Annotated in this window: 13 protein-coding genes; 1 reads left to right on the forward strand and 12 read right to left on the reverse strand. The window is 67.6% G+C overall.

Going from position 1 to position 21455, the window contains the following annotated elements; genetic code table 11:
* Window positions 1-271: 271 nt before the first annotated feature.
* The 3 genes from GYH36_RS20345 to GYH36_RS11770 are packed head-to-tail and all read right to left on the reverse strand — an operon-like array spanning window position 272 to window position 8423.
* Entirely contained in the window at window positions 272-5263 is a 4992-nt protein-coding gene (locus GYH36_RS20345; RefSeq protein WP_162289926.1) for an FtsK/SpoIIIE domain-containing protein, read from the reverse strand.
* Entirely contained in the window at window positions 5260-6633 is a 1374-nt protein-coding gene (locus tag GYH36_RS11765; protein ID WP_162289927.1) for a hypothetical protein, read from the reverse strand. The genes GYH36_RS20345 and GYH36_RS11765 overlap by 4 nt, the downstream gene beginning before the upstream one ends.
* Complete coding sequence (locus GYH36_RS11770) at window positions 6633-8423, reverse strand: hypothetical protein (RefSeq protein WP_162289928.1); 1791 nt, start codon at window positions 8421-8423, stop codon at window positions 6633-6635. Before GYH36_RS11770 ends, GYH36_RS11765 begins: the two co-directional genes overlap by 1 nt.
* A gap of 259 nt (window positions 8424-8682) precedes the next feature.
* On the opposite strand from GYH36_RS11770, the gene GYH36_RS11775 reads away from it, so the two are divergent.
* Window positions 8683-9840 carry a DNA cytosine methyltransferase gene (locus GYH36_RS11775; RefSeq protein WP_162289929.1) on the forward strand — a complete coding sequence of 386 codons (1158 nt, stop codon included), beginning with the start codon at window positions 8683-8685 and terminating at the stop codon, window positions 9838-9840.
* Window positions 9841-10146: 306 nt separating this feature from the next.
* Here GYH36_RS11775 and GYH36_RS11780 read toward each other — a convergent pair whose 3' ends face one another.
* From GYH36_RS11780 to dnaB, 9 genes are all read right to left on the reverse strand, one after another.
* Window positions 10147-10449, reverse strand: a complete 303-nt coding sequence (locus tag GYH36_RS11780) for a hypothetical protein (protein WP_162289930.1) — start codon at window positions 10447-10449, stop codon at window positions 10147-10149.
* Entirely contained in the window at window positions 10446-10739 is a 294-nt protein-coding gene (locus GYH36_RS11785) for a WhiB family transcriptional regulator (RefSeq protein ID WP_162289931.1), read from the reverse strand. Before GYH36_RS11785 ends, GYH36_RS11780 begins: the two co-directional genes overlap by 4 nt.
* A 53-nt stretch (window positions 10740-10792) precedes the next feature.
* Complete coding sequence (locus GYH36_RS11790; RefSeq protein WP_162289932.1) at window positions 10793-12421, reverse strand: TniQ family protein; 1629 nt, start codon at window positions 12419-12421, stop codon at window positions 10793-10795.
* A complete protein-coding gene (locus GYH36_RS11795) occupies window positions 12418-13950 on the reverse strand; it encodes a TniQ family protein (RefSeq protein WP_162289933.1) in 1533 nt (510 codons plus the stop codon). Before GYH36_RS11795 ends, GYH36_RS11790 begins: the two co-directional genes overlap by 4 nt.
* Entirely contained in the window at window positions 13947-14750 is an 804-nt protein-coding gene (locus GYH36_RS11800) for a TniB family NTP-binding protein (RefSeq protein ID WP_162289934.1), read from the reverse strand. Before GYH36_RS11800 ends, GYH36_RS11795 begins: the two co-directional genes overlap by 4 nt.
* Before the next feature lie 310 nt (window positions 14751-15060).
* Complete coding sequence (locus tag GYH36_RS11805; RefSeq protein ID WP_162289935.1) at window positions 15061-17289, reverse strand: DDE-type integrase/transposase/recombinase; 2229 nt, start codon at window positions 17287-17289, stop codon at window positions 15061-15063.
* 7 nt (window positions 17290-17296) lie between these two features.
* Complete coding sequence (locus tag GYH36_RS11810) at window positions 17297-18307, reverse strand: TnsA-like heteromeric transposase endonuclease subunit (RefSeq protein WP_312028612.1); 1011 nt, start codon at window positions 18305-18307, stop codon at window positions 17297-17299.
* Window positions 18222-18458: a mechanosensitive ion channel protein MscS gene (locus GYH36_RS11815; protein ID WP_162289937.1), complete on the reverse strand. Its 237-nt coding sequence runs from the start codon at window positions 18456-18458 to the stop codon at window positions 18222-18224. Before GYH36_RS11815 ends, GYH36_RS11810 begins: the two co-directional genes overlap by 86 nt.
* A 397-nt stretch (window positions 18459-18855) precedes the next feature.
* Complete coding sequence (gene dnaB, locus GYH36_RS11820) at window positions 18856-21258, reverse strand: replicative DNA helicase (RefSeq protein WP_162289938.1); 2403 nt, start codon at window positions 21256-21258, stop codon at window positions 18856-18858.
* Between the last annotated feature and the right edge of the window lie 197 nt (window positions 21259-21455).

A 21455-nucleotide genomic window follows, 5' to 3' on the forward strand; every position in this document is an offset into this window, starting at 1 on the left:
CTACGCTAAGCAGCAGGGCCACGAAGCCCTGATCGGAACCAAATGACCAGAGCCTCCATCAGACCCAGGGCGATTCATGTCGGCTCTCCGGTTCAGGTCACGAATGGGTCGAGCGTCCACGCGGTAGCGGAGCCCCCGCGCATGCGCGGCTCGCCGGAGCGCCAGTTCTGGCGCGGTGTCTCGTCGCCGATTCGCTTGCATGCGGCGACGCGCGGCCAGCGACGATGCGGTCGAGCCTGCCTTCTCGACGGCACTGGTCTCCTCCGCAGGATTACGAGTTGTCGTAGGCCACCTGGATTCTGACCGTGCCCTGCGCGGTGTGAAGCAAGGCGTCACCGCGCCCCGCAAGGGACTCGGCCCCGGTCTCGTCGAGGACGATCCGGCTGTCTGTCGCCGTCTTGACCCGCAGCGCGAGCTGCGCCGGGAAGTTGGACCTGATCGTCGTGGAGATGACATCCGCACTCGGGCGCTGGGTTGCCGCGATCACGTGGATGCCTGCCGCACGGGCCTTCTGGGTCAGCCGGCGGAGCAGGTCCTCGATCGCACGCTTGTCGTCGGGATCGCTGGTCAGATCGGCGTACTCATCGAGGACGATGACGATCCACGGCTTCCTCTCTCCGGCGTCAACGCGCGAGTTGTACTCGACCAGCTTGCGTGCCCGGACTGCCTTCATCGCACGGTAGCGGTCCTCCATCTCTTGAACAGCGGCCTCGAGGATCTCGATGGCGTCGTCCGCGTCCATTCCGATCGAGCCGTCGACGTGCGGGTCGTCCTCGAAGTCAACGAGCTCAGTGCCCTTCGGGTCTACGAGCCGGAGCCTCACGGAGCTGGCGTCGTAGCGGAGCAGACCCTTCAGGATGGTGTCGAGGGCGACGGACTTGCCGGAACCAGTCGTGCCGGCAACAAGCAGGTGAGGCGAGTCGGGTGAGGAGAAGTGGATCTCGACGGGCGTCCCGGCGATGTCGGCGCCGACTGGCGCGATGAGGTCGCTCCCGTTGACGGGGCACATTTGCCACAGTGCCTTAGCGGGCACGCCATACTTCTCGCCCTCGACCTTCGGGATCTCGAAGACGACGGCACCGCGATCGCTGCGTGTGCGGATGCTGTACCCGGCGGGCAGTCCCAGCGCCAGGAAGATCTCCTCGCGACGGTTGACCACCTTGTCCACGGTGACACCTGGTCGCGGGACGAACCGCAGTACGTAGAAACCTGGTCCCTCCTGCCAGGCGTCCCCGGCCTCCGGCGGTCCAACTTGGACGTTGTGGAGCGAAAAGACGCTGAGAACCTCGTTGTACCGGTGCCGGAGCTCATCGCTGCCGAGCCCTTCTTGGGACGACGACAGTTCCCCTGACTCATCTTCGACGCGAGGCGCACTGTTACCACCCTCGTCGGGTCGCTCGCCAGGGACGTTGACCTCACGAGCGGAGGGCAGGGTGCCCTCCGTGTCGAGCTGGGCGTCGATGGTGCTAGTCAACGCACGTGACTGGGGGACTTCGGTCTCGATGACGTCCGTGTCCGGTATGAGAGCGGGGTCGGTCTGAGCGCGGAGCAGCGCGATAACCCTCTGAAGCTCGGGGCGATTCAGACGTACAAGCGTGTGGCTGCCAAGAGCACGTGGACCGGGTGCCGGGTCTTCCTGACCTGCCGCGATTGCCACGGCCACACCCTTGACCGAGTTGAGCACCACGTTTCCGGAGCGAAGCTCCTCGATGACGCGTTCGACCAGGTCCGGGCGCACCGGACCGACATGCTTTCTGGACGGCAGTTCCGACCCGGGAAGCGCCTCCTGGCTGGTCTGCTCGATGGCCGACGCAAGCTCCTGGAGCCAGAACTTGTGATCGTCGGTCGCGTCCTCACCCGACGCGAACGCAACCCGACACAGGTCCGTGGTGCGGTTCAGTTGCTCCTCCGCAGATCCATGGTCGTATGCCTGTCGAAACTTCGACTCGGCAACAAGAATGTCGAGCTTCACGCTTCCGTCCTCGACGAGCGTGAGCGCAAACCGGCCAAGGTCTGCCCTCGTCTTCGCTCCACGACCGAACCAACGCTGCTGCTCGTCGAAACTGAGCCAGACTACGAGGCAGCTCTGATCATGTGGGACCGGTACATGCTGTGCGATGACATAGCGGGTCGCGACCAGGCCGACGATCTCGTTGATTGTCGTACCGATGCCAAGTGAGCGGAGTACCGCACCTGGGACGACATTCCGGCCAACGGAGTAGAACCTGGAGGCGGTCGCTTCGGCCTCGTCAGGCTCCACCACGCCGATGTCGATGAGCCTCCGCCGGAGGCGTCTCACGACCAGCTGGCGGCCCGTCTGGGAACTCACGATCAGCGTATAGGCCTCGTTCTTACCTACCCCCGGCTTCACCAGAATGACGTCTGGTCGGTCCCGCAAGTGGTCGATCTGGTCTCGCCCGATGAACGCGTCGAGCGTCACGACCCAGTGAGCGACTCGGTGAAGCGCCACGAAGAGGTCCTGATGCTGATCGAACTGGATCTGCATCTCGAAGTAGTCGGTGTTGCCTTCCGCCTCACGCGCGACCGCCGAGCGACGGTCGTAGCGGACGCACAGGGTCGACCACGTCTCGAGGACTTCGTCCGGCGAACTGGGCAGCAACTCACGAACGACGTTCTCGCTCGACTCGGCCAGGTTGTGCGCGGCAGGGTGGGTCCAGGGGTCGTAGCGTCCAGCCAGCGTTGCCGACGGGTCACGGGTGCTTGCGTTGAGGCTTGTTTGTGTGCCGAAGAGCGCTGGCGCGAGGGCGATGTCGATCGAGTCTTCAAGCCCTGAGAAGTCGACGTCCCTGTCGGAGTTCCACGGCTTGAGGACGAGTTGAACATCTGGGAGGAAGCGTTCTTCTGCCACATCGGAGTCGGCGAACTCGAAGTCGAACGCCTGGATGATCCCGTGGTGCGTCTCGCGCGGAGCAAGGACGACCAGGTCCAACCGGAGTTTGGGGTTCTTGGCGCGCATGCGCTTCGCGACCCTCACGGGCAGAACGGGGTCGCCGTTGCGATCCAAGAGCAGCACGGCGAGCCCGTCCATCTTGTGCGGGTAAGTCACCAGGTAGTCGGTAATGACGCGAACCATCTCTTCGATGGCCGTCTCATCGACTGCCGCGAGCCAGTCACGCGACTCATTGCCGCCCTGCCTGACGGGTGCGTACTCTTCATGCCCAGCGGACTCCCGCATCGGGATGGCCACGGTCTGGTTCGGCCCGACGATCATCGCCGGCGTCCCGTGGGGTGACACGCGCTCAAGGGTGTCGAAGAACAAGTCACTGTTCTCCGAGTTGAGTTTGAGGCATTCGTTCAGGGCTTTCGCGATCCACGCAGTCACCTCGGCGTAATGCCTGGCGAGCCAGCGCAGGCGGAGCGGGTGGCTCGCGAGCATCATCAGGCGGCCGTCCGAGAGCCGGATGACGTCGCTGAGAACGACATCGGCGAGATCGGGATCGGGAGCATTCGCGGGCACCAGGCTCGCTCGTGCGCGGTTGACGATTTGCTCCCACTCATCGAGGTACGCGCGGATCAGTTCAGCGTCGACACCCTCAGTGAACCGCTCGAAGTGCTTCCTTCTCAGGGTGAAAAGTTCTGCACCGAACTGTCCGTTTGGCTGCTCGGCGCCCCGTCTTTGCCAGTCCCGTGGGTCGCTGAAACGCTCCAGGAACCCATCGAAGCTGCCTTCGTGTACCTCTCCGGGCGAGGTCTCAAAGCCGCAGAGGAGGGCCGCGACTGCGATCTGGCCCGGCGTGGCGAACGGATCCCATCGGAAGCGTCGCTGAGCTCCTCCTTGCATCTCGACGACGACGCGGATGGGAGCCCACGCGTCCGAGGCGTCAAACGGCTCGTCATCATCAGGCAACTCTGGCGCATCGCAGGCGAGGAGGCTGGCTTCCACCTCAAGCCCGAGTCGGAGTCCCGCGGAGGCCTGGACTTGCTTGAGGGACCTCCCGTACAGGAAGGCAAACAGCCATCGGGTCCATGCCCCGTTCTCAAGCGTGCCCTCGACACGGACGTTGACCGTCCCTTCCTCTTCGTCATCGAAGTAGGTGAGTTCCCGTAGAAGCGCGCGGAGGGGGTCGAGAACGACCTGCGAGTCGGGGAACGCGATCTTCTCCACCCGTCGACGAAGAACCTTAGGCAACAGGTCGGCGAGGGTCTCGGCATCCGTGGGCGGCTCTGCGAACAAGAAGCGTTCGGCGGCCTCCTGATCACTGTGGTCCAACCCGTCTTCGACCAGGAGCGCGTCGAACTCCTCCAGTCGAGCAGGGGCGACTCGCTCAACAATGTCGCGGATCTGGCGCCCGAGGCCGACCTTGGTCGTACGCTTCTCGAAAATCTCGAGCCAGAGCGGAAGGTCCAGCGCTCGGCGAGCGTCCTCGGACCTCTCGCCTACCTCCATCACGAGGTTTCGCATGTGTGTCTTCGCGCTGTCGCTCGAGAGCGCGACGCGTTCGAGCGACACCGCGGTCAGCTCCGCTGCATCGATGCGTGCAAGCAGGTCTTCCTCAGCAAGTAGTGCACCGTTCGGCTGCTTGAGCCCCGCGACGCGCACGTTCTTCTTGATGCGCGCCTCCACCGCGCTTTCGGATGCGAAGAGGCCGCTGTCGGGGAACAGGCCGAGGCTGGGCAAGGCGCTCGACGCGGCCTCTTGAATCACCTCGTCGGTGTGGACGGTGGAGGCTGCCACCTTCCCTGCGGACTCCACGAGATATCGAGCCAGTCGTCGGAGCGAACGGCTCTCCTCCTCCGAGTCCGACACCGCGCGCCAGATGTGCCGTTGGTACGCCACGAGAGCGGGAGGAACTCTGCCCTCGCCCCCCGCGGCGAGCCACGCCTCAAGGGCGAGCAGGCCGAATCGGGCCTCCTCATCCTGCCCGGTGAGAAGCACGGCGCCGTCGAGGCGGTTGACCGCCGAGAGTCCTTGAGCGTCCGGTGGCTGCCCCCAGTCGAAGAGCAGGACCGACGCTCCCGACCCGGGGACGTTCCGCCAAGCTGTGAGTTGCTCGCCTTCGGCCAGCAGGAAGTCGGGGGGCACTCCATCGATAGCAGTGGTCGTACCAACCTTCACGATCACGTCTGTTGCTGACCCATCAGTGAGTCTCTGTGCGACCTCGCGCAGCGCGGACTCCACGATCGGCTTCTCAAAGGCTGCCACCCGCAGCGCTGCGCGAGTTCCGTCCGAGCCTCGAGTCACGGAGTCCAATGCCACGCGGGCGACCACGCGCCCGAGGGTCGAGTCTGCTCTGTCAGTCACCGGGGTTCTCCTCGCACAATGCTCGTGGCGTCCGAGTACTGGGTGAGCAGCCCCGTTGCCGCCAGACGCGAGCGGAAGGCGTCCAGGTTCCGGGCAAGGATCGACGCGTCGACGTCCACGGTCAGGTCGTGCTCTCCAGCCGTTCGGTCATCGACGATGACGCGGTAGTCGTCGAAGAGTCGGGAGCAGAAGGCGTACAGCTCCTCCTCCTGCCCCGGTGCGAGAGATGCGCAGACCATTGCCTCCAGCATCGGGGGCTTCATCGTGAAATGCCGCCGCCCGGTCGTCGCGTTGAGCGCGCCGACAGCTGCTAGTGACTCGGAGAAGAACGCCACGGGGGATCCCGTCCCCCCTTTGCTCTGGGTCATGTGCCGGACGTACCGTCGTGCCAACTCGTCGTTGCCGCTCGCCACCGCGTTGCTGTGAAGAGTGGTTGCGCGGGCGATGATCGCGTTCACGATGTTCTTCCGGAACCCATCGAGACCGTCCTGCGACAGTCGCCGCAACGGCGAGGCTTCCTTCAGCATGTCGACGAAGACCGTCTCAGATGACATGGCCAGGGACGTACGCGCGAGATGGAGTTGATGGCGGGCGAGACAGTAGGGAGTCCAGTGCATCAGGCTCTCGATCCGCTTCGCCCTCGGGACCTGGGTGCGCGAAACGATGGAGTTCACGCCACGCCTCAGGTATTCGGGCCACGGGCTCAGGTCACCGAAGGCGTTGATCTCCGCCTCTGCCTTGTCCGGGAAGGCCTCATCCTCGGTGTCCTCGTCGTGGGCCCGCAGCGCGCGCGCGATCTCACCCAGGGACGTCTCGCCGTCGCGGACTAGCTGAAGCAGACCTTCACGCGTGCCGGCACGTCGTGCTCCGTCCGGGTCAGTGCGGAGTACGCGGTACGCCCACCCACCACCGCCACGCAGGACGTAGCGCTCGATGTGCGGCACCTTCGTCCCACGCGGCAGCCCTGCCTTCCGCCTCTCGACGGCGTCGTAATGGATGAGTTCGCCGACGAAGGGGTACAGATGCGAGTTGTACCAGCTCGGAGACTTCCGGCGCCCGGGGACCTGCACCAGCAGAGATGAGGTGAGTGCCTGAAGAGTCGCGAGCGTCTCTTCGTCGTCGTCGACGGCGGCATGAAGGGTGTCGGGGTCAATCGCAGCGCCAGCGGCGACTCGGCGCGCGAAGTCATGAGATGACCGCCGGTATGAGACGACATCGACCCCTGGATCTAGGAGCTCCCACCGAGCCTCTTCGTAGACACCTCGAGCGATCGCGAGGAGCTCAAGCGACACGTAGAACCCACGTCCCTGCTGCTCGATGTTCACCCCGAACAGGTCGAGGACGACCTCGGCTTTCGACCTGTCCGCCATCAGGCTCGAACCGATCTGATCTGGTCACCAACGTCGATCGTGAGCTTTCGCGGCACACCGCCGACCAACACCTGAATGACCTCCCGTTCGCTCGCTGCTTCCGCAAGCGCTGCCAGAGTGCTGGTTAGCCCACGGATTTCCGCCTCGTGCTGAGTGCCGCTCCGCAGGCCCGCCGCCCACCGGTTGAGCAGCTCGAACCGCAGGAGATCGACTTCCACGGCGATCGGCGCGCGGCCCAGGGGGGCCGGAATCCGCACGAAGATCGCCCGGTTGAGCCACTCGACCGCCTCGTGCAGCACCGGACCTGACGCTCCCGGATCGGTTTCGCTGCGCCAGTGGCTCACCTGGTCGACGATCTGGACGTTCCGGTTGGTGACGGTCCGCGACACGACGGCGGCGCGAGTGCGGTGGGAGAAGAACGCGGGATCGAGCACAAGGAAGTCGGGGTTGTTGCCCGTTCGATGGATGCCCTGAACGGCCTCGAGCCCTTTCAGGACGACATCGCGAACGGCAGTCTTGCTGGACTCGGAGGCGCTTCCCGTGATCTTGACGAACTCGTCACCAGCACTGAGCCCAAGTCGGGCGAACCGATCCGACGCATCGCCGCTGAAGAAGTCCGCCCTCCGCAGGAAGGTGTACAGGTCACGCAGCGCGCTCGCCTCCCGCTGCGCATCTTGAGCCGTCCGCACAGGCCGCCCGCTGGAGCCCGGCATCGGAGGGCGGAATGCGACCTTGGCTCCCTCAGGTTCGAGCATGTCGTCGACCTGGCGACGTGAGACCTTCCCCGGATCCAGGCGTCGGAGTGCCGCGATCGCGGGTACCTGTTGACGTTGCTGCGGGGAGAGTCGGTCTCCGAAGAGTGCCTGGTGATACTGGTAGGGGTACTGCCAGGAGTCGTCCGTGCGCGCGTTGCGGTATCGACGGTGGACGTCCTGGCATGTGAGCCCGCCGGTGATCGCGAAGGCGAGTACCGATAGCGCCTGACGCGCCGTGACAATCGCGCCGGTTCGCTCTGCGGCGCTGAACACGTCACGGACCGCGCGACGCCGCAGCGGGCCGCTGGCGCCATCGGCAAGCGCGTCGTGGTTCGCGAAGATTGGGCAGACATCTCGCGCGTCGCAGCGCTTGCAGATCTGCCACGAGCGCTTGTCGGCCGACCAGCTCCGCATTGCCCAGTCGACGAGGCCGTCGTTCCGGGCGTCGGACGCCACCGACTGGTAGTTCAGGTTGATGACGACGACCGATCCATCGCTGTTCGCGACTGTCCCGAGCGCGATGCCCGAACCAAGGGTGTCGACCACCACCTGTGCGCGGCCAGTTCTGTCGTCGGAGACGCAGTTCCGGAGCTGGCCCTCGTTCGCACAGATGATCGCGACGCCGTTGTCCGGCGGATTCAGAAGATCGATGAGTCGCTGAGCCCCGACGCTCGCGGAGAAGTCGCTGAGATCCTTGAGCATGTAGATGGGGCGTCCAGCGGCCGTCGTACCGACCGGCTCGAGACCGTGCTTGCCGGCTCGCTCGATCTGCCGCGCGGCATCTTCCTTGCTCGCGCCGAGATCCTCAAGGAGGCTGGCACAGAGACTGGTCTTGCCGTGCCCTGCGTCGCCGGTCAGGACGATAGTGCGCGTTCCAGGTAGCTCCACCACGGACAGCAGGTAGTCACGAGTCACGACGCGAAAGGTCGGCTGGCTGTGGTCAGTCTGTCGCTCGAACACGAGGTCGGCGCTGTCCGCGTCGAAGGGCTGGTACCGGTGCAAGCGCCCAACGTGGCCGTTCACCTCAAGCGCCATGAGCGAGTCTTCCTTCGCGTCGAACGTCGTCGTCGCGATCGTATAGCCGCACGTGGGCCTCACCGTCGACGCTGTGCCGATCCTGGCGATTTGTCACCCGCTGCGGCGCAAGTGTCCGGTTGTCGGCGGCGGCGGGAACGATCGGCTACGCGTCGGATGAGGTCTCTTCGCCCGGTGCTGCCTTAGCACAGGTCGTGGCGCATCTCGAGTAGGCTAGCCGTTCGAACGGACCAAGCACGGAGCCTGCGGAAGGGCATGGATGGCCAGCAAGCACCCCCTTCGCAGTCGACGTCGACCTGCGTTCGAGCAGGGCGACCAAGACTTGGTCGTCGTAGACCTCTTCGCGGGGTGCGGAGGTCTGACACTTGGGGCGGCTCAGGCGGCGCAGGACCGTGGTCTTGCCCTCAAGGTGCCTCTGGCCGTGGACTTCGAGCCGGCCCCAGTGACGGTCTTCAAGGAGAACTTCCCGAAGGCGAACGTTCAGGTCGCATCGGTTGAGAGCTACTTCGACGGCGCCCTTGCTGCCCCGCTCACGATCGCGGAAACGAAGACGCGCGAGCAGGTCGGGGACGTCGACCTGCTCATCGGAGGCCCGCCATGTCAGGGACACTCGAACCTCAACAACCACACACGCAGGGACGACCCGAAGAACCGGCTGTATCTGCGAATGGCACGGGCGGCAGAAGTCCTGCGGCCTCGGGTGTTGGTGGTCGAGAACGTACCCGCGGTCGTGCACGACAGCCAGCAGGTGGTCGAGCGAACGCGAACCCATTTGGAGGCGTTGGGCTACCACGTCGCCGCTATTCGGGTCGAACTGGTACGACTCGGAATCCCGCAGACACGCCGGCGCCACATCCTGCTTGCGGTGCGGTCCGATGCCATGGCCGCCGGCCTGTCGGTCGCCGATCTCCTGGAGTTCACACCCCAGCCGGCGCGCGACCTCCGATGGGCTATTGGTGACCTGGAGAATGTGCGCTCGGAGCGATGGTTCGACACGTCATCGAAGATGAGCCCAGAGAACCAGGCGCGGATCCAGTGGCTCATCGACCATAACGAAGTGAACCTGCCGAACGACCGGCGCCCCAACTGCCACCGCGGTGACCACTCGTACGTGTCGATGTACGGCCGCCTTACCTGGACTCAGCCCGCGCAGACCATCACGAGTGGCTTCGGAAGTATGGGGCAGGGCCGTTACGGGCATCCCTCGCAGCCGCGAACGTTGACGCCCCACGAGGCGGCCCGCATCCAAGGGTTCCCCGACTACTTCCAGTTCGACGCGACCATTACGCGAACACAACTCTCCGTGATCATCGGTAACGCCGTGCCTCCGGCACTCTCGCGTGTGCTGACAACGCGCCTGCTGGAGGCCGGGATCCTCGGCCACGGCGCGGACGTCGAAGCCAGGGCCTCCGCGTAGTCGCGGCAGTTCAACGAGCCGTCGGCGCCGTGCCGGTCGACAAGTGGTGCGGCTAACGCACGTGCCACGACGTTCTCCGGGTCACGGACGCGGGGCGGCCTGTGTCTTTTCACGACGCCGTGCGTACGCGCGCTCTTCACGGGGAACGGCGGCGTGACGAGCGGGTGCGCCGAGTGCCCGATAACGACGGGGGCACATCGGTAGGCCGGCGGTCGGAAGTGGGACCGTGTGCTTCTGGGACAAGCGCGCTCTCGCGCTCAGCGCTGGGGGGCGCTTCTGTGTCAGCCCGGACCTAGTGTTCGTCCTTCATCGTGCACCCAGAGCGTCCAATAGGTCGCGCAGCACGATCGTTAGCTCGTTGTAAGCGTGGATGTGGAAGGCGTCGGCCATGTCGTCGGGTCGGACGTCGTCGAACGCGGCGAGCAGCCGGCGAGCCTCCTCGATCGCGTCCGGCAGCGTCACCGACGCGTCTGGCTCCGCGACGACCATATGAGCACCGGTGGGCCGGCCGAGGCGTGTGATCGGGACTTGTCCGCCGTGGACCCTCAGCTCGTGGACGGCTTCCTGAGCAACGTGGCCGAGGTTGGCGATCTCGACGTAGCTGGTCATGGCTTCTCCGTGCGTGTGCGCTTGGTGAGGTGGCGGCGTTCACGGGCGAGAAGACCTCCACGGGTGCTGACTTGCCAGCCGGGTTCGACACGCTCGTGGGCGAGTGCGTCGATGAGGCAGTCGGCTGTGACCGGGCATGCGGCGCAGACCCGGCGCTGGTGGGCGATGGTGGCGGCCGTGACGGCGTCGCGGTCGTAGAAGCGTTCGTCGCCGACGCACGCGGCGTCGTCCTTCCAGCCCGGCAGCGGAGCGCGCCGCCGGCCGAGGAGCTCCTCGGCGCTTGTGCGCACGGCTGACGCGTCCGTGTACCGGGAGCCGCCCACCGCTATCGGAGCTTGGCCGTTCACGCGGCACCTCCCCCGGACCGAGACCGCATTAGGGCGAGGAGAGCCGCGGCCGCAGGTGGGCGCAGCGACGCCGCGAACTGCCGGTATGCGACGCGCACCAGACGGGGTGGCGGTGTTGCCCACGCCGGGCTCGAGGACGACAGCCCTCCGGCGTGCACGCACCACAGGTAGGTGACCGCATACGGATGGGAGGTCGCGCGGGTGCCGGGGCGCTGCTCGTCGGCCCACCTCTCGAACCAGGCGTCGCTTCCTGTCAGGGCTCGAACTTGCTGCTCCCGCTCCCGGTAGCTGCCTGTCAGGCTCGCGCGGATCATGTCGACTGCCGTGGCCAGGTGTCGCGGGTCGGGGCGGCTGCGGGCGCTGACGCTGCGAGCGGTTCTGGTGCCGAGGTCGCCGTCGAGACCGAGAAGCTCGGCAGCGTCGGCCCAGGTCGCCGCACCGGTCTGGCGGGCCAGGCACATGGAGAGGAACAGTCGGTTCGTCTCGCCCTTGTCGGTGGTGAACAGGTGCGTGGCGTGGCGGCGGTAGAGCGGTTCGGGGACGACCTGCGGGATCCGAGCCGGGTCGCCCGACGTGTTCGTCCTGCGTAGGTGGGTGCTGATGCGCTGGTGCGGGGCGAGCGCGGCCATGGTCAGGCGGGTCAGGGCCGGGGTCATGGTGGTGCGGTCGGCGAGCCATGCCAGCCGTGACTCGGTGCCGGTGGGTGCGGTCTCGATCCATGGGGCCAGGAGGTCCGCAGCCTCGTGCACGGTCGGCGCGGTGAGGATGTGGTCGGCGGTGGTCAGCACACCGGATCGCACCAGTGGGTCGGTCGGTGGTGACAGGTGCCAGCGCGCCCGCCCGGTCTCCCGGGCTTCCTTCCGGATCGGGTCCACCCAGGAGGCGAGACGGTTGTCGTGGGACTGAGTTGCCAGGTGCAGGAGCAGGACGGCCAGGTGGCGGACGTCGGCCAGGTACTCCTTGGCGGGCGAGAGCTCGCCCAGCGTGAGGACCGCCGTCCCGGTGCAGGCGAGGTCGTGCCGCTCCTGGCGTGTGACGTCGTCGGCATCGGCCGTCGTCGTGCCGAGTGTTGCGACGTCGACGTCGCACACCGCGCGTTCACCGATGGGGTTGAGGCATCGGGTCCCGGCCCCGTGCCGCAGCGGCTCATGGGGATGATCGGCGAACCGTCGTCCACAGCCTGGGCAGGGCTCGAGCAGGTAGCAGGAGTGCTCGATACAGACGGTCACGGTGGGCAGCCGCCACGCGGTGCGCCAGAGACCGGTCGCGGCGAGGCAGGCGGGGCATGCTGCCGTGCCGCGTAGCCGGAACCAGCCGCGGCCGGCGACAGTCCGCCAGGATGACCAACGTCGCGGGTCGAGCCCGTCCAGGTCGACGGCTGTGCCGTCGAACCGTGAAAGCGTCCCCGCGGTGACCTTGGCCTGAGGGGCGCCGGTCAGGTTGGTGATCGTTGTGACGGTTCGTGGGTCGGGTTTCACGGCGAGGAAGCGCGTGGTGCCGCCGTCTCGCCGGAGTGCGGACTCGAGCTGGGTGGTAAGCAGGCCGTTGTCTTCCGCGACGTGTTCGAGCCAGTCCGTGACGCACTGGTCCGCGGCCGGCTGCGACCGCACCGGGAGCCCGCTCATGCGCCGACCTCCCAGGAGGCGGCGTCGACGTCGCCGGCGCCGTCTCTGCGGTCGGCGACGAGCGGATCGGGCCGGGTGACCGCCTTGAGGTACTCCCCCACAGCCTGGTGAAGCATGAGCCGCCGTTCGGGGTCGAGCCGCCGATCAAGTTCGAGTGCGGGTTCCAGGAGGAAGCCCTCTGCTGGTGGGCTGTGTGTCATCGCGACCCACAGCCACGTCTCGACGGCCTCCAGCGGAACCGAGGCTTCCGGGTTCCACGACTGGAAGAGGCTTCGCAGGCGGCGAGCCAGACGCGGCGCTTCTGCGAGGTGACGACGCCGCTCGGCGTAGTCGACGAGACCGTCCTCGACGAGCACCCCGACGAGCTGCCGGATCTCGTTCGCGGCCTGGGCGGCGACGCCGCGCCCGTACGCGAGGCGGCGTGTCGTCCAGCCCGACCCGGTCACGCCGAGTGCGATGCGGGACCGGCGCTCGGTGTCCTCGTTGTGCACCGGCCCGGCCAGGAGCATGTGCGTGGTGACGGCAACCTCGACGCGCTGCGCCCGGTCCACCTCGGAAGGGGCAAACATCTCGCCTCGCCGCAGGTCCCAAGCCGGAACGTGGTCGGCGCGCAGCCCCGTCCGTTCCTGCACGTCCTCGAGCTCGTGCGCCAGGTCCCGGTACCGGCGCCACGCATCGACGTCCCACACGGGGATGCCGCTGCTCGGGCCATCGGCGTCGATGTCGGGCAGCAGGCCGTTCCAGTCGAACCGCTGCGCATACCTGGCCAGCGCCGGGTCGCCACTCAGGCGCTCCCACCCCTCCTGCACCAGCCGGCGCCGCGGCTGACGGTCCTCCAGCGCGCGCGAGCACTCCAGGACCAACACAGCGGCGTGTGCGGGCTGACCAGGAGGCTCCTGGGTCCAGTCGCGGTATCGGTCCGTCAGCGCTTCACGCACCTCGGCCTCCCACCCCAGCAACAGAGGCCACTCGTCATCGGCCGTAAACGCGACCAGCGTGATGAGCGTGTACAGCCGCCGGAGCTTCTGTGCGTGCCACGGGCGCGTGCGCGACATGGCCAAGGTCTCGGCGATGCGGCGCTGGGTAGCCACCGCCCGCCGGTCGGGTGGGAACGCGTCGGCCCATGGGTCGTCGGGCCGTTCGAGGAGCGACGGGCAGGTGACGCAGAGAGGATGCAGCGCGAGCTGCCAGTCCCGCAGGTAGATGCCCGTTCTCGGGGTGCACCGTGGGCAGGTCCACCGCACGCTCGGCAGCCGCCAGCTCCTGGGCTGTGGTTTCCCCGGTCGCCCCACTACGGCTCGCGGGTAGACCTCAATCGTCATCGCCTTCGCGGCCGCGCGGCTCAGACCGCTCGCGGCGGCGAGGCGGTCGATCACTTCCGGCTTCACGGAGCGGCGGACGACGGTGTTGGGGGTGAGGCCGAGGGTGGCGGGATGCAGGCCGTTCATCAACGCGATGCGCTCCGCTAGCGAGTAGAGGTCCTCTCCACGTGCCGGTTCGGGGCGAACGGGCAGGAGGCGGCCGGTCATGCCAGGGCTCCAGCGGTGGTGTCTGCCGGGGCGGGCATGCGTAGCCCCTGGAAGTGGGTCTCGGCCAGGGTGGCCCGCGCCGACAGGCGGGGCGCGTCGAGGTGCGCTGCGGAGATCGTCCACGAGCCGTCGACCGCTGCCCGGTTCGCTGCCCGCTTGAGGAGCTTCGCTGTGTCACTGATGAAGCCTTGGGTGCGGCGCCAGATCCGGGGCGCGTGCTTTCCCGCAAGGAGGCCTGGTGCAGCGGCGGGCAGGTAGGGCAGAAGCAGGCGCTCGGCGCCGTGCAGGAACGCCTGCCAGTCCGCGACCTGCGCGGGGGTGTCCACAGCGAACGTGTTGAGTTCGACGACCTGCAGCCGACCGGCGAGCTGGGGGTCGGTGAACACCAGACTCCTGCGGTCCTCGTCCTTGTCTCTCGCGCCGACGAAGACGAGGGACCCACCCTGCTGCCCGAGGACTGTGTTGATGTGCTTGAGGTGGTCAAGCACCTGACGTGCGTCGCGCTGGTCGACCTTCAGCAGGTGGATGTCGTCAACGATCAAGAGGCGCACCTGATGGTTCGCGACGACGTGCGAGAACCGGACCGTCAGATCCGGGATGTGCCCGACCGTCGGGTACCCGAAGTAGTCGAGGATCTGCATGGTCAGGGCGCGCTGCTTGCTCCCTGATCCGAGGTCGATCCACGCGACCGGCGCATGGAGTGCCTCGACACCCGGCCTCGGGTTCCAGGTGGGCTGGACTGGGTCATGGATCGCGGGGCCGAGCAGTTGGCGGTAGTAGGTGTTTGCCCAGGCGCGCACGAGGGTCGACTTCCGGCCGTGAACGGGGCCGTGATCGCTACTACTTCCTTCGCGCCGGGCGGGCCGTACTTGTTCTCCTCGATCACGTCCGTGATCGTCGCGATCGCCTCCGCGCCGGCAGCCCACGGGAACACCAGCCCCTTGATCCACTGGTCGCGATCGGCGATGTACCGGGTCAGGGCCCGGTCCGACATGGCCCTCAGGTCCCGGACGGTGTGCACTGGTGGTGGTGTCGGCGGTACCGCTCGTGCGTCGCGGTGCCACGTCGCAGCGTTCAGCACGCTCTCGGTCTCGACCGGTCGGCGCGCGCTCATGCGCCGTCTCCGCGGTCAGGCTCCGGCGGGGTGAAGGGCCAGGAGTCCGCCCAGATAGAGAACGTGTCGCCGCCGTGCGGTGCGGGCGCGGGCGCGGGTTCGGTCTTGCGCTGTTCGGCGACGATCTCCGCGACAGTCATCGCGACCTCGGCCTCGGTGTGGTCGCGTCGTGAAGTGTCGTACCGCTGCCGGGCAGCGGAGATCCGCTTGCGCCAGTCCTTCGGGATGATGCCGTCCAGGAGATTGCCGAGCTCGGCAATAATCTCGTCCTCAGCGACCGTCACCGGCAGGCGTGGCCCTCGCTGCCGGCGCCGGACCTCGCCGCGCACGTGCTGCAGGAGGGACTCCGTCAGGGGCGCCTTGGTCAGGTGGGCCTTGCGCCAAGGGACCTGCACGATCGCAGAGGTCGCGGGGTGCCGGAACCAGATCCTGGTGACGTCGTGCGGGTCGTACAGGAACGGCATCGCAGCGTCCTGCGCCCGGAACGTTCCCACGGGCACCGCGCGCAGCCCGTCGAACTCAGGGCTGTCGTACGTCAGGCCCGACAGCTCGACACCGGTCGAGCCGACGGTGCCCCACCGCACCGGCAAGAAGTCGTAGATCAGGTCCGGCCGCTGCGGCACATGAAGCCGACCTGAGATCGAGAGCAGCGCGTCGAACATGTCGATCGGTCGCAGGTCGACCGGTTCACCGGTGGACAGGTGCAACCCATCGTGCGGAGAGCGGTGGTAGTCCAACGCGATCCAGCGGCGCAGGAAGCGCTCGAGCTCGGGTGCGGTGAGCAGCGCCCCGTCGCGTTTGGACCCGTCCCGGCCCACGGTGCGGCCACACTCTGAGGTGTCGCGGCCCTTGTAGCCCGGCAGCTGCTGCAAGCCCCGCTGGAGTGTCTCGTGGTACCGCTCGAGGATGCCGTTGTCGATCGGCCTGCGCGTTCGCGACAACGGCAGATCGGTCCCGAACCGCGCCAGCAGCTCGCGGAACACCTGCGAGACGAAGATCGACCCGTGGTCGGCGCGCACGGCCGACGGGCGCACGCCCGGGATCGTGTGCTCACCCTGCAGCCCGGGCGCGGTGCGCACCCTCCGGCATGAGCGCGGGCAGACCACCTCGACGCCGGAACAATCGGGATCGGCGTCCGCGGTGTCGGAGTAGAACTCGATCTCCTGCGGCACGCCCGCCCACGCCCAGTCCGAGACCGTCGTGCCCTCGACCAGCTGGGAGAAGGGGCGCATCACGTCGTACATGAGCAGGGCTGCGTCGCGAGCGTCCGCACTGAGCGGCACAACCCTGAGCGCCAGGATCATGCGCGACGCCACGTCCATCGCCGAAATGATCTCGACCGAGCACGCCCCACCACGCACCGGGCACCACACCAAGACATCGGACCTCGTGACGTCAATCGCGACGACTTGTCCAGGGACCAGCGCCGCGTAGGACTCCCTCCCCGCGACCTGACGGGCCTTGTTCGACTTCTGCGCCCGTGTCGTGGTCCCACGACTTCTCATCAGGTGGGCCACGAATCGGCCCGCCGCCCGCTGCGGAACGCTCCCCGTGAACCCGTCGTCCTTCAGGCGCACCTTGATACGCCGCTGGATCTCGCGCAGGTTGACCGTCGAGACGTCGCCGTCGAACGCGGCCACCTCCTTGTGAGCGGCCTGCCGGAACTTGAGCGGCAGCGTGGCGAACAGCTCGAACCGCTTCGCGCGACGCCCATCGACAAGGCCCAGGAGGCCGTCCTTCGTCCACCGCTCGACCCACAGTTGCACGGTGCGGGTCGAGTACGGGCCACGGCTCGTCCCGCTGCGCGAGGTCGCAGCCTCATGACTCAGACGCTCAGCCATCCGCCTCGCCCGCTCCGCCAACGACGGTTCTAGCGCCGGGTCGAACAGCGGGCTCGGCTCCCCCGGTAGGGCCAGCTCGGGATGCCCGAACCGGAACGCGGTGAGCGTCTCGTTGACAATCCCTAACCGGAACATCGCCTCCGCAGCGGTCTCCGCGTTGAACCGGTTCCACTCCTCGGCGAAGCTGCGCAACGCCGCCACACCAGCTGGTGCACCTCCCTCGATCGGCGCAAGCCTGCCCAGGTCGGGCCACTCGACAAACGACACCCGGTGCCGAGAGTCGCGCAGCTCAACCCCGGCACGATCAACGTGCAACACGACCGCGTAGCCGTCTTCGGTCATGAGCGCGCCACCAGCCACGACGTCGACCTTGTTCTCATACACGGCGGCCCTACCGGCGGCTCACCACGGTTCCGGGCCGGATCGGCTCGTCCAGGTTGACGACGAGCTCGCCTGACCACAGCAGGTGCCACATCACCGCGATGAGGTGCCCGTCGCCCTCATCGAGCGCGAGAAGGTCGTCCACCGTGGCCGTCGGTGCGACGTGTGCCAGCAGTCGGGCCACCGCCGCCGTGTGCGGCCACTCCGGGCGGTGCCGGTAGGTGGCCAACCACAGCAGGTTGAGCCGCCGCGCCGTGACCGCGGCGTCGTACAGCGCGTAGTGCCAACCCACCTGCGCGCACGCCGCCGCCGTCAGCCCCGTGATCCGCACGAAGTCCTCGTCCCGCCGCTCCATGGGCCGTGCGTCCCAGACCGTGACACACCCATCCGAGTGCTCGGACAACAGGTCGGGGACGTGGCGGGACCCGTCAGCGAACACGAGCAGGGCCGGTTGCGTTCCGATCCACACGACGTCCGGGTCTCGGTCGAGCTCGCGCGCGAGCTCGTACTCCAGGCCGGACTCGAGCACGATGTACGTGCCCGTGGTCTGACAAGACATGTGGACCGGTGCATGACGCGACATTGCGTCCGCGGCAGGACGGCGAGCAGGAATCAGGCTACGAACCGGTGGGCCGCCGGCCTGCCAGTCCCACTCGACCTCCAACCCCGCACCGACACGGAAGCGCCACATCGCGCCGCTCGCTCCGCCGCCGGGAGAGGACGCCGTCGCACCTTTGGGCTGGGGGGAGCCGTCGCGGTTGACGTGTCCAGTTCCGGAAGAGCAATCTGAATGTGCTGAAGACACAGAAGTACCCCAAACGTGAGCGGTGGTATTCTTCCAGCGGAGGCCAACGTCCGCTGTGGCGAGGCGATCGGGTCCGGGAGCTCCAACTCCCGGACCCATTTCGCGTTCTCGGCGCCCTGCGCCGACCGCATCAGCCCATCGCGGCCTCGTCCTCACGCCCGATCGCGCTGGCCAGAAGATCCACGAGCACAGCTGTGACCGGCCGGCCTGACTCATAGGCGGCGTCGTACAGGTGCTCGGCGAGATACGCCGGAATCCGCGCATCGATACGAACGACATCGTCAGCATCGAGGACACGGTCACGCGTCGACGGCCGGCCCGTCCGGGCAGACCGGATCACCACACGGCCCCGCCTGCGCTCGACCATCCTGACCTCGCCTGAATCCCGACTCCGACATGCATGGATCCGAAGATCCGTCCTATGTCGGGTCGGTCAGCCCGAGCCACGAGCGGGTTGGTCAGTTCGCCGCTCGTGAGCCACACGGCCGAAGCCGAGGAACTGTGGCCAGGCACCCGCAACCGGGTCATGGGGTGCACCTGCGAGTATGGCACCGCTCCAGGCGCACACCAAGAGGTCCGCTGCACCCGGTAGGGCCGACCGGCGGCCGACCACTGTCGGGCAGCCTCGGCCCACCACAGCGCCACCTTGCGCCGACCTATCCCGGCAGCGCTAACCCAAGTGTCTGCCATGCGACGATAAAGCCGCGGTCATGTAACATAGGTGGAGAGGCGTGCAATCTAGGCTGCACGTCGACAGACGCCGACTACATCTGCATGTCGGCGAACCGCTGGTAGTGGCCCTGGAACGCCACGGTGATCGTGTCCGTCGGGCCGTTGCGGTGCTTGGCCACGATCAGGTCGGCCTCGCCGGCGCGGGGCGACTCCTTCTCGTAGGCGTCCTCGCGGTGCAGCAGGATGACGACGTCAGCGTCTTGCTCGATCGAGCCACTTTCACGCAGATCGCTCATCTGGGGCTTCTTGTCGCCACGCTGCTCCGGACCACGGTTGAGCTGCGAGATCGCGATGACCGGCACCTCGAGCTCCTTCGCGAGCAGCTTGAGCGCACGCGAGAACTCGGAGACCTCCTGCTGGCGCGACTCGACGCGCTTGCCGGAGCTCATGAGCTGGAGATAGTCGATCACGACGAGCTTGAGGTCGTGCCGCTGCTTGAGACGCCGGCACTTGGCCCGGATCTCCATGAGCGACATGTTCGGGGAGTCGTCGATGAACAGCGGCGCCTCGGCGACCTTGCCCATGGTGGCCGCGAGCTTCTGCCAGTCCTGGTCGTCCATCTTCCCGGAGCGCATCCGGGTGAGCGGCACCTTGGCCTCCGCGGCGAGAAGACGCATGGTGATCTCGTTGCGGCTCATCTCCAGGGAGAAGATGACGGACGCCATCTGGTGGTGCACCGCGGCGTGCGTCGCGACGTTGATGCCGAGCACGGAGTTGTGCGTCGGCACCATCGATCGTCCTGCCAGGTACAGGTGCGAGGGATGGTCGACCTCGACGCAGCGCACCGGCACCGACTCGACCCGGCGGACGTCGACGACGAACCGTGACGTGAGCCGCGCGGTGCCCGGACGGCGACGCTCCTTGTGGGCGAGGCGCTTGCGCTCCAGCCAGAAGACGTCGTCCTCGGTCGTGAAGGTGATCGTGTACGCCGTCGACGACGCCGCGGTCCGCCCCTTCACGGTCTTCGTCGACCAACCCGTGCGGTACCCGAGCGACAGGATGAGTTCACGCGTCCCGCGCGCGAGACGCTCGTTCGTCAGACTGATCTGGACGCTGCCCTGCGGCATGACGGTGCCGTCCGTGTCGAGCAACCCCGCCAGGAGGTCCCGGCGCTGGGACTCGCTCGCACGGAGGTACGCAGCCGGGATGTGCTTGTTCGACAGCACCCCGAGTGTCCGCAGCCGACCCTCCATCGTGCCGTTCTCGGGCAGAAGCATGGTGTACGCCCGCGCGCGGCCCTCCGCACTGCCCTTCGCCCGTGCGACGTACCCAAGACCTTCGATTCGCATCGCGATCTCGGGGTCGGCCGAGGTGAACTCGGCACGTCGGGAGCTGCCGTCGCCCAGCCACACCCCGAGTGCGTACGGGTGGATCGGGAGGTCCGCGTCGGGCAGGTCGAGCGGCGCCGCGGTGACGATGGAGTGGTTCGTGCGCTGGTCGGCCGTCGCCGTCCGGAGCGTGGCGGCGAGCTCCTCGGTCGTCCGCACGGACGACTCCGGCATCACGCCGGATCGCACCGCGCGCCGCTGGGCGCGGGTCGAGGTGACCCACTGGTGCTGGGCGTCCGCGACGATCACCGTGCCGTCGTCGAGCTCGACCTCGTAGCACGGGCGGTCGACCATGACCTCCGTCGCGGCGACGACGCGCGTGGGCGTCCCGTCCGCGGAGAGGAGCAGGTCACCGACGGCGACGTCACCCATCGTCGTCCAGCCCGACGGCGTCGGGAGCGGCGTGTCCAGCGCGAGCGCCTTGCCGATAGCGGGTCGCGCAGCGACGACGATCATCTGGCCGGGGTGGAGCCCGTTGGTGAGCCGGTCGAAGTCGGAGTAGCCGGTGGGGACGCCGGTCATGCCCTCGCCGCGGCCCTGGGCGGCCTCGATCTCGTCGAACGTGGGCCCGAGGATCTCGGCGAGCGGCAGGTAGTCCTCGGTCGTGCGGCGCTCGGTCACGGCGTAGACCTCGGCCTGGGCGTTGTTGACGATCTCGTCGACGTCGCCGCCGTCGGTCGCGTAGCCGAGCTGCACGATGCGCGTGCCGGCCTCGACGAGGCGCCGCAGGACGGCGCGCTCGCGCACGATGCGGGCGTAGTACCCGGCGTTCGCGGCGGTGGGGACGCCGGCCATGAGGTCGTGGATGTAGGGGGCGCCGCCGATGCGCTGGAGCTCGCCGCGCTTGGTGAGCTCTGCGACGACGGTGATCGCGTCGGCCGGCTCGCCGCGGCCGTAGAGGTCGATGATCGCCTCGTACACGATCTCGTGCGCGGGGCGGTAGAAGTCGGAGCCGCGGATCTGCTCGATGACGTCGGCGATCGCGTCCTTCGACAGGAGCATGCCGCCGAGCACGCTCATCTCCGCCGCGACGTCCTGGGGCGGCGTCCGGTCGAACCCGGACGGACCCGGCCCTCCGTAGCTTTCCTCGAGCTCCTCGATCGACATGCGCCCCTCGCTCCCCCGAGTCCGCGACGACCCTCGTGGGCCGCGCGGTCGGGACCACCCTTCGTCGTACACGTGTTCTACAGCGGGCCACCCACACGACTGTCCCGGTGGCCGCACCTCCCGCCTCCGACAGGCACGACCCCGCGACACTAGATCGCGCTCGGACACCCTGCAAACGACCCTGTGCACGCCCGGTG

The organism is Cellulosimicrobium composti (assembly GCF_010287905.1).
GTDB classification, from domain to species: Bacteria; Actinomycetota; Actinomycetes; order Actinomycetales; family Cellulomonadaceae; genus Cellulosimicrobium; species Cellulosimicrobium composti.

What these genes read in the sequence shown, in the direction of transcription:
- GYH36_RS11765 (WP_162289927.1), bottom strand. Translation starts at nt 6,633, where the DNA reads ATGGCGGACAGGTCGAAAGCCGAGGTCGTCCTCGACCTGTTCGGGGTG.
- GYH36_RS11770 (WP_162289928.1), bottom strand. Translation starts at nt 8,423, where the DNA reads ATGGCGCTTGAGGTGAACGGCCACGTTGGGCGCTTGCACCGGTACCAG.
- GYH36_RS11775 (WP_162289929.1), top strand. Translation starts at nt 8,683, where the DNA reads ATGGCCAGCAAGCACCCCCTTCGCAGTCGACGTCGACCTGCGTTCGAG.
- GYH36_RS11780 (WP_162289930.1), bottom strand. Translation starts at nt 10,449, where the DNA reads ATGACCAGCTACGTCGAGATCGCCAACCTCGGCCACGTTGCTCAGGAA.
- GYH36_RS11790 (WP_162289932.1), bottom strand. Translation starts at nt 12,421, where the DNA reads ATGAGCGGGCTCCCGGTGCGGTCGCAGCCGGCCGCGGACCAGTGCGTC.
- GYH36_RS11795 (WP_162289933.1), bottom strand. Translation starts at nt 13,950, where the DNA reads ATGACCGGCCGCCTCCTGCCCGTTCGCCCCGAACCGGCACGTGGAGAG.
- GYH36_RS11810 (WP_312028612.1), bottom strand. Translation starts at nt 18,307, where the DNA reads ATGAGTCAGGCCGGCCGGTCACAGCTGTGCTCGTGGATCTTCTGGCCA.
- GYH36_RS11815 (WP_162289937.1), bottom strand. Translation starts at nt 18,458, where the DNA reads ATGGTCGAGCGCAGGCGGGGCCGTGTGGTGATCCGGTCTGCCCGGACG.
- dnaB (WP_162289938.1), bottom strand. Translation starts at nt 21,258, where the DNA reads ATGTCGATCGAGGAGCTCGAGGAAAGCTACGGAGGGCCGGGTCCGTCC.